Source organism: Kiloniella sp. (assembly GCF_965205715.1).
Lineage (GTDB): Bacteria > Pseudomonadota > Alphaproteobacteria > Kiloniellales > Kiloniellaceae > Kiloniella.
The window spans coordinates 267,507-280,629 of record NZ_CBDBHW010000014.1; the positions used below are offsets into that span (position 1 = coordinate 267,507).

Below are 13,123 nucleotides of genomic sequence, written 5' to 3' on the forward strand. Positions count from 1 at the left end.
TTCCTTTGTTCCTGGATCAGCCCGCTTGTTACTCAAAATCGATTAGAGAAATTTAGCCCCCTGATTTTAGGCAGCCAATCTCTGATAATCAATTCGTTTCAGCAGATTGACATCAAAGAAGCCATACGGGTTGATATGGCCGTAAATAGCAGGATTAAGACCCCGAAAATCTTCCAGTGTCATCCGCGCGGCCCATGCCTGTTCTGATAATACAGTTTGTAACATCCTGGTATTTACGTAAACAAGACAGCTCTGCAGAAGATGTAGCGCCAAAACGGATATCTCCTGATCATCGATACGGTTTGTCGCAATCTCACCGCCATTACCAAAAAATACAAAGCCGTTGGCACTATTCCAGTTTTCCACCACATTCAGGCCCTCATGGATTTCCCGACGCAGGGATTCCAAACGTAGATACTTGCATAGGAAAATGGTTTTGATTGCTCTCCCCAATTCCGCCAATCCCTTGTACGTCGGATGCATAGTTTCTCCACGAGAAAAACGACGTAGAATAGCTTCAGGATCTGCCGTTCGATGTTTCAGCGCTGCAGTATACTTAACCATTTCATCGTATTGTCGTTCAATCAGATCCCAGTCAATGACAGAGCTCAGGATAGGAGTAAGATTTTGCAACCGGCCTTTGAAGTCTGATGACGGTAGACATAGTTTTTGACGTGCAATCGCCTTCAATCTTGGAGCCAGTTCGAAACTGAGCATACGACAAAAGGCAAAAGCCACTTCGCTCTGGCCATGACTATCTACATACTGTCGTTGAATATCCATATCAGTACAATGGCGTAACACTCCCTCAATCATGGAAGCTACTTCAGATGAAGAACATCGTTTCAATTGAGAAAAAATACAGGTAGAACGCTTGGCCACATGCCAGTAAATCATGACGCCACGCCCCTTATACCGGACATGCCATTCCGTCATAAGGTTACGGTCCCAGGCGCCAAATTTCTTGGAATCTGAGGCGCAAGCCGTGCCAACTTCTCCCCAGATAGATGGGTCACGAATAGCAAGCGTCGCATTGACAATTTGCCTGATTGCTTCCTGGAGAGCTCCCCGGTGGATGAATTTACGCCGGACATGAAGAAGTTCTTTATAGGATACACCTGGAGATCCAGCACTTATACGTTTTAGTCCCGCATTCGTCCCCAGACCATAAAGACACAACAGGAGTCTTTGCTGGAGGGTTTCTTCGTCCAGAACTACCCTGTCCCCTGAAGTTTGGAAAGCACTGAGAAACCCAGTATCAAGGGCGCTTTCTTTAAGAAGATCCAATAACCCTGTCATCGGCCATCTGCGTTCGATCTCGGTTTTGACTGATGCCAATCCTGTTGGTTCAGGTAAAGGAATATAGGGCGAAATGGATATACTATTTTTACCACGCTCCTTGATCCGGACAAGGTTGTTATTCGGGAGTTCATTGTTCAGTAATAGCAATTCGGCTTCAAGTTCAGCCCGTATACCTGCAGTGAAGGTCTTTGCATCCTGGCTAAGGCCAAGATCCTCATAGTAAGTCTTGCGTTTAGTATCAAAATCTTTAGGCAAATCATCGTCCGGATTACGATAACGATCAGAGCCAACAACCCAAATTTCCTTGCAACGTATCCGGTCCCGTAGAGCAAGCAGAACACAAAGTTCGTAATTTATCCTATTTATTCGGAGACAACCCGAACTGTCGGCTTCAACAACGCAATTATACCATTTCGGTGCGATCACCCCGTCGATTGGGATACCATCTTTCAGACGGACAATTCGGCGGGTATCGTTTTTCATACTCTCAATCCAGGCAAGAGCCTTAAGTACTGGGCGATGTATGACGTTGTTAGATTTAAAATCCAGGACCTTGAGAGTATCAGGTAACATTGGACGATAATGATGAGCGTAGGAACTTCTCATGACCTGAAATACAAGCTGGTTCCATGTTCCTCGCGTCTTATGGCCTTTAATTATTGCAGCAAGCTTCTCTTCCCCTGCAACCGGAAAAATAACGTCCCTAATTACTCCGTCCGGGTTTCTAAGGGCAGCAAAGGCCATGTCGACAAGAAGTTTTTCCTTACCATGTATCTTGGAGGCATTCCGGGAAACTTCAGCAATAATTGTGCTTTCAGCCTTTTTTGATATTTTATGAGTCGTTTCCAGCAAGAGATCGGTTAGGCCATCCGCCAGCTCAGCTTCGCGTTCAATCAAGAAAATCACATACATTCCAAGTCGGCGGTTTATTGTGTGCCGGCGCATTTCCCATGCGGCTTCCTGTGCCACCCGACGCCTGTATTTCTCCCGCCAGTAAGGCCCAATTTTGGATATCATTGAGCGTGGCAGGGCAAGTGAGCGTATAAAAGACAATCGTCCAGAGACCTTAAGCACACTCTCGAGCGCTACACGCCCGGGCTCTTCTTTGAAATCCGAAAACCCATAGGAAGGTGGAGTTGGGTCAAGAGAATTTTCAAGGCGGCATATAGTCTCATACCCGAGCCTCATAACAATACGAGCCAAGAGATCATCCTCATATTGTTGCCGTGCCGTTCTAACCAACCGAGTGGCCTCTTTAAGAGCTGGTCCCTGTAGTTGTCGTTCTAGGCACCATAAATACAGGTGATCCAACATCTCTCCTGTTAACGTACAGGTGGAGCAAAGCTCATGGGTCAACCATAGTTGTAAATTCCTACGATCATCAGCTTTCATCTTTCGCACATTGAGGAGAGATAAAATTTCCAAACGATGACGTTGGCTGTTGCGGCTGGAAAATTCATATAAATCAACGTCAGTAACCTCCCGACCAACTTGGTCGGCAAGGAAAGGCAGTGCAAATTCAGGGATTTCTTTCCATGTTTTTGGAAAACGGCCTACAAGACTATAAAACTTTAATTGTGCCGCAAAACCAAGTCTGAAACCTGACGATTTACCCTCGATCCGGGTTAAGTCGTCATATCCTAAGCTCCATTGAGTTCCCACATCTGCTTCGGTCCAGTCGTGTGCCATACCAACATCCCTTGTCTGAAATGAAAAAAGATGAAGTATAATGATCAATGTTTATACCGTATGCAGGCTATTTGTTCTCTTTATGTTCGTTGAGATGTCGTATTTGGGCAGCTATGATGTCATTAGGTCAGTTATCGGGGCAGGGGTTATCAAGTACTTTGAAAACATCTTCTCTGCCTTTAATGACAGCGCTTTGCACAGCATCTTCAGTTTCCTCCCTGAATTCTTACAAGATGCTGTAGTAGCAGTTGCTGGGTTATTTGTTGGTGATGGCTGGCATCTTACTCTGGGGGCCCTGTTTGTGATCGTCGTTGTTTTTCTACCTGGCGGCATCATCGAAGGCATAACCCGGATTTATGAAAGAATTATCACTAAAAAAAAGATAAATCCGATGACCTCAACTGAAGTTCAACCCGGTGAATAGAGAGATAAAATAATGGGTATTCTTGAAGTTCGCGATGTGAACAAAAACTTTGGCGGCCTTAAAGCGTTGAATAAGGTTGAGCTTGACGTTGAAGAGGGATCCGTCCACGCAATCATTGGTCCCAATGGAGCAGGAAAGTCAACTTTTTTGAACTGTTTGGTGGGATTGTTAATCCCTGATTCCGGAGCGGTAAATTTTGATGGCCAGTCACTTCTGGGCATAAAGCCACATGAGATCAATCAAGCAGGCGTTTCCAGAGTGTTTCAAACACCAGAAATTTTTGCTGATTTAAGCTTGCTCGACAATGTCATCATTCCAACCTTTGCGGCCCGGGATGGTGCTTTTTCCTTCAACGCCTGGAAACGCGTAGATAACGATAATGAAGTCCGGGATAAAGCGGAACACATGCTCGAAGACATTGGTTTGATTGCAAAGAAAGATGTTATCGCGGGCAGTCTATCCCGCGGTGATAAACGTCGATTGGAATTGGCCATGTGTCTGGTCCAAAATCCTAAACTTCTGCTATTAGACGAACCAACTGCTGGTATGTCCCGTGCTGATACCAACAATACGATTGAGTTGCTTAAAAGGGCTCTTCTCCGCTTTGTTGAGTAGAAAAAGATGCCGACCGCCAAGTAACCTGTTGATATGTATGGTTTCTGATAACTTTACATAGAGCAGGTATATGACAATCAACATCTCGCAGCATATTTTAGGCCTCAAAGGGCAACGTGTAAATGAAATTAAACTGGATGACGGCGGTGTTAAGATTGTCATTCACTGCAGCCGAGACGCGCGTAGGAGGGCTATAGACCCTGCTACAGGCCAGAAGGGAAGCATCAACCAGCATGTCCGCCGACAAGTAAACGACATCCCCCTTTTTGGGTATCCTTGTGTGGTCAAGATTGAGCTGGCGCAGGTTTATATTAACAAGGGCGAACGCCGCATTGAGGGGTGTGATTTTGTTGATAAAGGGTGCCGTTTCACTCACCGATTTTGCCGACTGATCAGTGGATTATGTCGGCATATGTCTATTCAAGCGGTTTCCAGACATTTGGATATACGATGGGAAACGGTCAAGAATATCGACAGGGCATACCTTATTGAAACTCTCCCTACGCTTGATCCTGCAGAGCTAACTGGCTTGGAATATATTGGTGTAGATGAAGTTGCCCGGGCGAAAGGTCATGACTACATGACGGTGGTCTACGATATGGTTGGCGGTCATCTGATCTGGGTTGAAGCAGGCCGAACTGCCGAGGTTTTTTCAAGGTTTTTGAAACAACTGCAACCAGATACAGCCTGCAAAATAAAGGCCGTAGCGATGGATATGGGGCCTGCCTACCAAAAGGCTGTCAGAGAGTCCTTGCCGTTGGCCGACATAGTATTTGACCGTTTCCACGTCATGAAAAACTACAGCAAAGCTATCCATAATCAGCGTCGACTTGAGTTCAGAAAGGCCGATCCAAGTGGTAAAGAGTTGATGAAAGGGACACATTATCTGTTGCTCAAAAATGCGGATAAGTTGAGTGAAAAACAAAGTGACAAGCTGCAAAGGTTGCTGGAGAGCAATAGCAACCTGAATGCACTTTACGTCTTGAAAGAACAGCTTCAGCTGCTGTGGAGTGCCGCTTCATTTGAGGCGATGGCGGAGCAACTGGAACGTTGGTGCCTGATAGCAGATCAGTCACAGATGCTCTATCTAAAAAAGTTCGCGAAATCCCTACGGAAACATTGTGTGGGCATCTGCAACTACGCCAAACACAAGCTCACAAGCGCCAGGATAGAGGCTGGTAATGTCAGTATAGGAATGATCCGTAAGCGAGCCAGAGGCATCAAGGATACCGAATACTTCAAACTCAAAATTAGACAATCATCCATTCCAGATAATCAATCTATGCTCTATTTGAAATCCTAAATCTACTCAACAAAGCGGAGAAGTGCCCTTAAAAGTATTGGGGGTAAAGGAATTACCAAGGTCATAATTGAGCACGATATGCACGTGGTCTTTTCCCTTGCCGATAAAGTCAGTGTTATGGCTCAGGGAACCGTCATTGCTGAGGGTACGCCAGAAGGTATTAAGGGCGATCCTCGTGTTCAAGAAGCATATCTCGGGGGGGCACATCTATGAGCCGTACAAAACCTATTAAAAGTGAAGGTACGTCACCTGCGTATTTTTCTGCTTATGACCTACATGCTTTCTATGGCGAGAGTTACATCGTTCAAGGAGTAAGTATCGATATTCGAGAAGGCGAAATTTTGGCTCTTCTTGGTCGAAATGGTGCGGGCAAAACCTCCACCCTTCGTGCCATTGCCAGAGCAGCTGATCCCCAGCTTACCCGAGGTGAAATCTGGCTTGATCACAAGCCCATTCACAAAATGCAGGATTTTGAAGCCGCCCAAAATGGCATAGCTTTGGTGCAAGAAGATCGTCGGATCATTCCAGGCCTTACCGTTGAAGAAAATCTTCAGCTCGCTCAAATTACCGAGCCAACAGGATGGTCTATTGAGCGTCTATACGAGCATTTTCCAAGACTGGCTGAACGCCGGAATCAAGAAGGCATCACAATGTCGGGTGGAGAACAACAAATGCTCGCCGTTGCACGTGCTCTTGCCCGGGATGTGAAGCTTTTACTTTTAGATGAACCATACGAAGGCTTGGCACCTGTCATTGTTCATGAGATTGAGCGTATCCTCGTTGAAATCAAAACCCATGGTATTACAACGATTATCGTGGAGCAAAATGCTATTGCTGCCCTTCACCTAGCTGATCGTGCGGTTATCCTCGATATGGGGCAGGTTGTTTTTGATGGTACAGCGCAAGAAGTCCTTGATAACGAAGAACTTCGTCAGGAGTATCTAGCAATCTAAATTTACTGTTGCGTGCCAGGGGGGAAATTAAAGGGGTCGCATCTGCGGCCCCTTTTCGTTTTTCATAACTAGTCATCAAATATTGTGATCTGGATGATCTCAAATATTGACTTTAACACTATCTAAAGTCTGAGTTATAACTTATCGCAACCAATTTTTTTGAGGAGTAGGGGGCATGGAAGAGCTTATAGCTATCGCATCAATTGTCGGCGTTATAATTATTGGTGCAATGACCCCAGGGCCTAGCTTTATTGTTGTCGCTCAAATTTCTCTCTCAAATTCACGAACTCATGGCATATCTGCGGCGGTTGGCATGGGTCTCGGCGCCCTTGTTTTTGCTTGTTTGGCCTTGCTTGGTTTACATCTGATTTTTACCAAGGTTGTTTGGCTTTTTGCGGCCTTCAAAATTATCGGCGGTCTTTATCTTGTGTATCTAGGCATAAAGATATGGCGCAGTGCAAAGACGCCCCTGGTTTCATCAGAAGAAGCCACAAACGATAACACCAAAGGGCAACAGACCCTTTTCCGTTCGTTCTCCTACGCTTTTATGACCCAAATCAGCAACCCAAAAGCTGCATTAATTTACAGCGGCGTTTTTGCTGTATTTCTCCCTACAGAAACTTCTGTTTGGTTTCCTGCACTGCTGCTTCCTGCCTTACTTATCGTCGAAACTGGCTGGTACGTACTGGTTGCTTGTGCCTTATCCGTTAAGGCATCCAGAAATGTGTATCTAAAATCTAAAAGCTGGATCGACCGTATTGCAGGCGGGCTAATGGGAGCCCTTGGGCTAAAGCTAATGACATCAAGCAGCTAACATTAGAAGTAGTAACCGTTGGTCTTTATTTCTTTCGCTCCTATTCCCACTTATATTAGTGTGTCGTTATAGTTGTGAAATAAAAAAGGGCTTTAATCAGCCATGTCAGAGAATACGCCAAATCCTTTTGACCATAACCAAAATAAACGTAACAACGAAGAGCAACCACCAGAAGGCGGCGGAATTTCAGCCTTTTGGCTTTTAATCATACTCCTAATCCTGACTGCTCTGGGCGTTTATTTCCTGGCGGATCGCTTTCCCGGTGCTCTTTCTGACGACGACGACCAAATCCATCTTGTTCGCCTGCTTGCAATACTCCTTTTGGTGATGTCTTCAGCCTTTGGGATACGCAGGATAAACAAATCAACCCTTCCCAGACATCTCCGTGACATTGGGATTTGGGTCGCAATATTCGCTGTTATGTTTATAGGCTACAGCTATCGGGATGTGTTTGAAGACCTCAGACAACGGGTATCTAGCAACCTTTTACCAACCCAAGCAACTACATCTCCAACTGGTGCCATTGTATTTTCCCGGTCAAATGACGGACACTTTTATGTTGAAGCCCTTGCCGATAACCAACGAATAAAATTCCTGGTTGATACCGGGGCAAGCTCTATTGTCCTAAGCCCAGGAGACGCAAAAAGACTGGGTTTCGATTTCAATAAACTGAGCTTTACGCAAATTTTTGAAACCGCCAATGGCACCGGGCGAGGCGCCAAATCACAACTCTACAGCCTAGTGGTGGGAGAGAGAGAATTCCGGGACATCCGCGTTTCGATCAATCAGGCACCAATGTCCACGTCACTTCTAGGCATGTCATTCCTAGAGCAATTCAAAAGCTTCGAATTTAACGGCGACAGGCTGATATTGAGATCGCAGTAGTCAGAAAGGGGCGTACTTTAGGCAAATTTACTGTGATGGCCTTCACGGGTGGAACGTAAGATCGTAATGGTTTCCTCTTCTAAGAATCCGCGTTCGATCAGACCGTGGATGGCTTCTTGAGGGATTACCGGTGCTTCAGGATCGACAACTTCCCATTCCCAGTGGTTATGTTGATAGACGAGGCGGCCTTTACCGGCCCAGTAATAATCCAGAATGGCCTTCTCAGACTGTTCGATTTCTTTCCAATCCAGACTGTAAATTTGGTGATGGATTATAATTCCGGCCTTGGCTGATTCTCTCAACATACAGCTGGCACCTGGGCTCTTCCCATCCCACAACAGGATTAATCCTTCGGCATAGGCGGCCATGTCTCGGTTCCTAAGTTCACCAGCTTCACGGCCATATTTAGCCCAATCAGCGTGCAATACCTTTTTAGGAATACTTTTACTCTCCGCCCAACGCTCACCAAGTTCATCCACACCTCGACAGCCGCCAGAAACAACTTCCTCAATTGGCCAGCCAATGCTTTCAACAAAGGTTACTAAGGCGTCATAATCATCAATTGTACGGGAACCAGCGATGATAACTTTCATTGAATATATCCTTGGGTTTGCGCGAGAATATTTAACAAAATTATTAAAAATATCAGAGCCAAAATATTATCCTTTTCAAGCCTGAAAAGCACTGAGAGTAATTGTCGCAACTATTATGCAGATTAAAAATTCATGCTTATGCGGACACCAAGATCACTAGGCTTCCCTATACTCACTTGTATCACAAACAAGTAACTCCTGTTTCCATTGGTATCTCACGCTGCCTAACTTCACAGAACACTCTCAGCCAGAAGGTTGTCTGCCTGAGGTCATTAGAAAATTAGGACATGCGAGGGCAACTGAACGTGTGCATTGGATTTAAGGAAATAAAGATATGTTTACATCTGGAATGAGAACGACCCGATTTATCGCGGCGATCGTGGTTATGACTTTGAGTAGCACTGCTGCATTCGCACAAGATGCTATGACTGTTGTTGATAACTACCTCGTTGCTTGGAATGCACAAGATGCAACCGCTGCCGCCAACTTTCTTGCCGAAGATGCCCGATATTATGACTCAGCCCTTGGCGCAACGGTCAAAGGCCGAGTAGAAGCAAAGGCTCAGGTTATTGACTCTTTCATGAATGCTGTTCCGGATATTTATTGGAATCTCGTTGGATCCCCCGTTGTATCTAGACAGCAAGTTACCTTTGAATGGGTCTTAGGCGGCACCAATACCGGCGCATGGGCAGATGGAACTCCGGCAACGGGTGAAACCTTTCGTATTTTCGGTATGTCGGCGTTCACGATTGAAGGAAACAGTGTTGTGAGCCAATCAGATTATTACGATGCACTGAGCTTCTACAAGCAACTGGGCATAATGTAAGTTTGTCGATAATAATAGAGAGGGAATTGGTTTCAAGTTTGAGCCAATTCCCCAGCATCCAAGCCCCCAACACCTAACTGGCCTGTAGACTCAAAGAGGAAAAAGTGACCCATTATTCGATCCTAGACCTTATTCCAATCTCTGAAGGCTCAACCGCGAAAACGGCAATCAAAAACTCTGTTAGACTTGCTCAATACGCTGATCAATCAGGGTTTACCCGTTACTGGCTGGCCGAACACCACAACATGCCAGGGGTCGCCAGTTCAGCGACGGCAGTTTTGATTGGTCACATAGCTGCGGCCACCAATAGAATTCGGGTTGGATCCGGCGGGGTCATGCTGCCAAATCATGCACCCTTGGTCGTAGCCGAGCAGTTCGGCACCTTGGAAACAATATATAACGGTCGGATCGATTTGGGTCTCGGGCGAGCGCCCGGTACGGATCCACTCACCGCCCGGGCTTTGCGACGTAGTATGAACAATCAAGGCGAGCACTTCCCCGATGATGTGGTCGAGTTGATGGGCTATCTTGCTCAAGCTTCTGGTAATTCGGTTCGGGCCGTTCCCGGCGAAGGTACAGAGGTGCCTATCTGGATTTTGGGATCCAGCCTCTATGGGGCACAACTGGCGGCCTATTTGGGCCTGCCTTTCGCGTTTGCCTCTCATTTCGCTCCTGACAGTCTTGAGCAGGCGGTAGAAATTTATCAAACAACATTCAAGCCCTCAAGGCAGCTTGATAAACCGTATTTTGCGTGTTCCATCAATATTTTCGCGTCTGATACAGATGAGGAAGCAACATTCATCAAGACGTCGCATCAACAGGGTTTTGCCAATGTTATCACAGGCAAACCTAACTTCCTGCCGAAACCTGTTGAAGATATTACGGCCAAGCTCGAACCCGGGTTACTTGCTTCGGTCAACCATGCCTTGCGTTTTGCCGCGACAGGCGGCCCTGAGCGTATCCACACAGAACTTTCAAAACTAATCGCCAAGCACAAGCCGGATGAGGTGATTTTCAACAGTCCAATTCACAACGCAGAGAACCGACTTAAGTCTTTTGATATTGCCAGACAGGCGATTATAACAATTTAAAAACGCAATGTTATCAGCAGATCACGAACGCCCTTCCATAGGCAAAGAAAAAGCCGCTACTGTAACCAGTAACGGCTTTTTCTTTGCTTTGATATATTGAGCTATTCCGCAGGTTGAGGCACCGCTTTTGCCCCAAAGACCACTTCGTTACCAGGCCTTGGATCCCTTGGTACATTAAAAGCCAGGATCAGTGATATCACGGCCATAATGGCACCAGCCGCAAACACCATCCACATGTTTTCATCTGGGAAGGCATGGCCGAATAGAACTGGTATGAATACCGCAGGGATGTGGTTGATCGAAAAACTAACCCCGGACGTGGAAGCAATATCCTTTGGATCGGCAATTTTCTGTAGATAGCTTTTCTGAGCAATAGCAAAGGAAAAGAACAGATGGTCGAGCACATAGAGTACTGCAGCAATCGAAGCATCCGCCACCAATGCATAACCGGAAAACACCAGGATCAAACCTATATATTCACAAATCAATGCCCGTCGTTCACCCCAGGTGGCAATGAATTTGCCGATTTTGGGTGCCAACCAGAAATTGATCGCCTGGTTGACAAGATAGAGCATGGTGATCTCGGCCACTGAGAAATCAAATTTCACAACCATCATAAAACTGGCAAAGGCTACAAAGATCTGTCGACGAGCGCCACCCATGAATGTCAGAGCATAAAATAGCCAATAGCGTTTGCGTAACAGCATCTTCTTATGCTGCACTTCTTTTGGCTGATAGGACGGGAAGGCAACCACAACAAACAACACCATTATGATGGTCATGGTGCCACCGGCCAAATATACCCATTTATAATCGAGGCCAAAGAACGTGAAGATCACCCATATCATGCCATAAGCAATGATCGATGCGATGGAACGCGCGGAGAGCTGACGCCCCATGGATACGGGGGCGCGTGATTTATCGACCCATTGCAGGGTGAGGGACATTTGCACGGTTTCGTAATAGTGAAACCCGAACGACATGATCACCGTGGTGACATAAAGCCCAAAAGCACTGGGATAAAATCCTGTTACGGCAACCCCAACTCCCAGCAGGATCAGGGCCATTAGGCCAAAGGTGCGTTCTTTGATGAAGAGCAGGAACAAAAGTGCGCTCACAACAAGCAGGCCGGGAATTTCACGTACTGACTGCAAAATACCGATCTCGGCCAGACCAAAATCAGCCTTCTCCACGACGAAGTTATTCAAAAGGCTCATCCATGTCGCAAAAGCCAGTGGCATCGCGGCAGAGAGAATGATGAGACAGCCTTCCGGCGTACGCCAGACTTCAGGCTTGAGATAATGGCTGATCGGCTTCATTACAGTGTAAATTCCCTTTAGGTTTTTTGATTGCGCCCACAATAGGATTAGTTTTATCGACTGTCTTGCGCTACCATGCCATAAGATATCGACAAACGGACAAAACCTAACAAGAAGAGGGTGCCATGCGGGTTGAACCTGGTCCCAACCAACCACTGATCTCCTTACCACGCGATACGCCAGAACACCTTATACGCCCAGTAATGGTACGCGCTGCTAACATGCGGCCAGGTCGCCGTGTGCTGCCGCACAGCCACGAATGGTGCCAGTTGGCCTATGCTTCGGAGGGGGTGTTGGCGATCTATACCGACCAAGGCAGTTGGGTGGTGCCGCCGCAGCGCGCGGTCTGGATCCCGCAAGGAACCACGCACGAGGTTTATTCTCCTCACGGCTCAAAATGGCGCGCGGTGCATCTGGACAACGACTTTGCCCATAGCATGCCCGACACCTGCTGTGTGATCTCGGTATCTGCCTTGCTCAAGGAAATGCTGATCCACGCCGCGACCATGCCGGTGGAATATGATGAAGAGGGCGCGGATGGACGGTTGATGCAGGTATTGATGGATCAAATCCGATCCGCCAGAACCGTGCCCTTGCATCTACCTATGCCGCAAGACCAAAGATTGCGCCGGATCACCGAATGTCTGATCAACGATCCGTCAGAGCCCCGCGGTCTAGAAGAACTGGCAGGCGAGGCGGGGGCCAGCAGCCGCACTCTCGCACGGCTGTTTTCCAAGGAACTCGGCATGACCTTCCGCCAATGGCGCAGCCAATGCCGCCTGATGGCTTCAATGGAGCGCCTAGCGCTCGGCGAGCCCGTCACAACTGTCGCGATTGATCTGGGTTACGACAGCCCCAGCGCATTTATCGCCATGTTCAAACGCACCCTGGGCAAGACGCCAACGGCTTATTTCGTAGGAGATATGCGATAATGGACAACAGAATGGTAACATTAGAAAGTTTGGTTACTTTCTCCAAACCAATAGAAGAAATATCTAATAACTTGTCTAAATTAAACTGGGATTTCGAAGGCGAAGCATTCGCCATAAAATCAGTTCAAATTATTAACGTGCTTCAACGTTATATTTCAGGAGATATTTGCGCTAAAGAAATAGAAAACTGGGCAAACTTAATAGAATGCCGAGAGGATGTTAAGTTTGAAGAGAATAAAGCTGAAGAACTTGACAAGACAATCTTTCAACTCGCAAATCCAGCATTAGAAGGAGAGATATCTCCAGATATGTGTTCAGAACTAATTTATTCGTTGTCTTAAAGCAGTGGCCATCGTGTCCGAAACCCAAACTTATTC

At 46.7% G+C, this 13,123-nt stretch carries 14 protein-coding genes; 11 read left to right on the plus strand and 3 right to left on the minus strand.

Going from position 1 to position 13,123, the window contains the following annotated elements; all coding sequences use genetic code 11:
• Positions 1-66: 66 nt before the first annotated feature.
• The gene (locus tag ACOGW3_RS18260; protein ID WP_419903826.1) at positions 67-2,991 is read right to left on the minus strand and encodes a Tn3 family transposase; all 2,925 of its coding nucleotides are present in this window, start codon (positions 2,989-2,991) and stop codon (positions 67-69) included.
• A gap of 40 nt (positions 2,992-3,031) precedes the next feature.
• Here ACOGW3_RS18260 and ACOGW3_RS18265 point away from each other — a divergent pair, with 40 nt between their 5' ends.
• The 7 genes from ACOGW3_RS18265 to ACOGW3_RS18295 all read left to right on the plus strand — a co-directional run bounded on the left by ACOGW3_RS18265 (position 3,032) and on the right by ACOGW3_RS18295 (position 7,985).
• Positions 3,032-3,415: a hypothetical protein gene (locus ACOGW3_RS18265; RefSeq protein WP_419904282.1), complete on the plus strand. Its 384-nt coding sequence runs from the start codon at positions 3,032-3,034 to the stop codon at positions 3,413-3,415.
• A gap of 12 nt (positions 3,416-3,427) precedes the next feature.
• Positions 3,428-4,030 (plus strand): ABC transporter ATP-binding protein, encoded by a 603-nt coding sequence (locus ACOGW3_RS18270; protein ID WP_419904283.1) that lies wholly within the window; start codon positions 3,428-3,430, stop codon positions 4,028-4,030.
• A gap of 70 nt (positions 4,031-4,100) precedes the next feature.
• Positions 4,101-5,333: an ISL3 family transposase gene (locus ACOGW3_RS18275; protein WP_419901356.1), complete on the plus strand. Its 1,233-nt coding sequence runs from the start codon at positions 4,101-4,103 to the stop codon at positions 5,331-5,333.
• 78 nt (positions 5,334-5,411) lie between these two features.
• Entirely contained in the window at positions 5,412-5,546 is a 135-nt protein-coding gene (locus tag ACOGW3_RS18280; RefSeq protein ID WP_419904284.1) for a hypothetical protein, read from the plus strand.
• Entirely contained in the window at positions 5,543-6,286 is a 744-nt protein-coding gene (locus ACOGW3_RS18285) for an ABC transporter ATP-binding protein (RefSeq protein ID WP_419904285.1), read from the plus strand. Before ACOGW3_RS18280 ends, ACOGW3_RS18285 begins: the two co-directional genes overlap by 4 nt.
• 175 nt (positions 6,287-6,461) lie before the next feature.
• Positions 6,462-7,100 carry a LysE family translocator gene (locus ACOGW3_RS18290; protein ID WP_419904286.1) on the plus strand — a complete coding sequence of 213 codons (639 nt, stop codon included), beginning with the start codon at positions 6,462-6,464 and terminating at the stop codon, positions 7,098-7,100.
• A gap of 102 nt (positions 7,101-7,202) precedes the next feature.
• Positions 7,203-7,985: a retropepsin-like aspartic protease family protein gene (locus tag ACOGW3_RS18295; protein ID WP_419904287.1), complete on the plus strand. Its 783-nt coding sequence runs from the start codon at positions 7,203-7,205 to the stop codon at positions 7,983-7,985.
• 17 nt (positions 7,986-8,002) lie between these two features.
• Here ACOGW3_RS18295 and ACOGW3_RS18300 read toward each other — a convergent pair whose 3' ends face one another.
• The gene (locus ACOGW3_RS18300; RefSeq protein WP_419904288.1) at positions 8,003-8,578 is read right to left on the minus strand and encodes an SLOG family protein; all 576 of its coding nucleotides are present in this window, start codon (positions 8,576-8,578) and stop codon (positions 8,003-8,005) included.
• Between the two features lie 334 nt (positions 8,579-8,912).
• Between ACOGW3_RS18300 and ACOGW3_RS18305 the strand changes: the two genes are divergently transcribed.
• Both ACOGW3_RS18305 and ACOGW3_RS18310 read left to right on the plus strand, forming a co-directional pair.
• A complete protein-coding gene (locus tag ACOGW3_RS18305; RefSeq protein ID WP_419904289.1) occupies positions 8,913-9,404 on the plus strand; it encodes an ester cyclase in 492 nt (163 codons plus the stop codon).
• 104 nt (positions 9,405-9,508) lie between these two features.
• Positions 9,509-10,495 (plus strand): LLM class flavin-dependent oxidoreductase, encoded by a 987-nt coding sequence (locus tag ACOGW3_RS18310; RefSeq protein ID WP_419904290.1) that lies wholly within the window; start codon positions 9,509-9,511, stop codon positions 10,493-10,495.
• A gap of 101 nt (positions 10,496-10,596) precedes the next feature.
• Here ACOGW3_RS18310 and ACOGW3_RS18315 read toward each other — a convergent pair whose 3' ends face one another.
• A complete protein-coding gene (locus ACOGW3_RS18315) occupies positions 10,597-11,814 on the minus strand; it encodes an MFS transporter (RefSeq protein WP_419904291.1) in 1,218 nt (405 codons plus the stop codon).
• 203 nt (positions 11,815-12,017) lie between these two features.
• Here ACOGW3_RS18315 and ACOGW3_RS18320 point away from each other — a divergent pair, with 203 nt between their 5' ends.
• On the plus strand, positions 12,018-12,746 hold the full coding sequence (locus ACOGW3_RS18320) for an AraC family transcriptional regulator (RefSeq protein WP_419905954.1): 729 nt from the start codon (positions 12,018-12,020) through the stop codon (positions 12,744-12,746).
• 11 nt (positions 12,747-12,757) lie between these two features.
• Positions 12,758-13,087, plus strand: a complete 330-nt coding sequence (locus ACOGW3_RS18325; protein WP_419904292.1) for a hypothetical protein — start codon at positions 12,758-12,760, stop codon at positions 13,085-13,087.
• Positions 13,088-13,123 lie beyond the last annotated feature (36 nt).

Coding starts and splice junctions, on each gene's coding strand:
- ACOGW3_RS18325 (WP_419904292.1), top strand. CDS start 12,758: ATGGTAACATTAGAAAGTTTGGTTACTTTCTCCAAACCAATAGAAGAA.
- ACOGW3_RS18295 (WP_419904287.1), top strand. CDS start 7,203: ATGTCAGAGAATACGCCAAATCCTTTTGACCATAACCAAAATAAACGT.
- ACOGW3_RS18290 (WP_419904286.1), top strand. CDS start 6,462: ATGGAAGAGCTTATAGCTATCGCATCAATTGTCGGCGTTATAATTATT.
- ACOGW3_RS18300 (WP_419904288.1), bottom strand. CDS start 8,578: ATGAAAGTTATCATCGCTGGTTCCCGTACAATTGATGATTATGACGCC.
- ACOGW3_RS18305 (WP_419904289.1), top strand. CDS start 8,913: ATGTTTACATCTGGAATGAGAACGACCCGATTTATCGCGGCGATCGTG.
- ACOGW3_RS18315 (WP_419904291.1), bottom strand. CDS start 11,814: ATGAAGCCGATCAGCCATTATCTCAAGCCTGAAGTCTGGCGTACGCCG.
- ACOGW3_RS18260 (WP_419903826.1), bottom strand. CDS start 2,991: ATGGCACACGACTGGACCGAAGCAGATGTGGGAACTCAATGGAGCTTA.
- ACOGW3_RS18265 (WP_419904282.1), top strand. CDS start 3,032: ATGATCAATGTTTATACCGTATGCAGGCTATTTGTTCTCTTTATGTTC.
- ACOGW3_RS18275 (WP_419901356.1), top strand. CDS start 4,101: ATGACAATCAACATCTCGCAGCATATTTTAGGCCTCAAAGGGCAACGT.
- ACOGW3_RS18285 (WP_419904285.1), top strand. CDS start 5,543: ATGAGCCGTACAAAACCTATTAAAAGTGAAGGTACGTCACCTGCGTAT.
- ACOGW3_RS18270 (WP_419904283.1), top strand. CDS start 3,428: ATGGGTATTCTTGAAGTTCGCGATGTGAACAAAAACTTTGGCGGCCTT.
- ACOGW3_RS18280 (WP_419904284.1), top strand. CDS start 5,412: ATGCACGTGGTCTTTTCCCTTGCCGATAAAGTCAGTGTTATGGCTCAG.
- ACOGW3_RS18320 (WP_419905954.1), top strand. CDS start 12,018: ATGGTACGCGCTGCTAACATGCGGCCAGGTCGCCGTGTGCTGCCGCAC.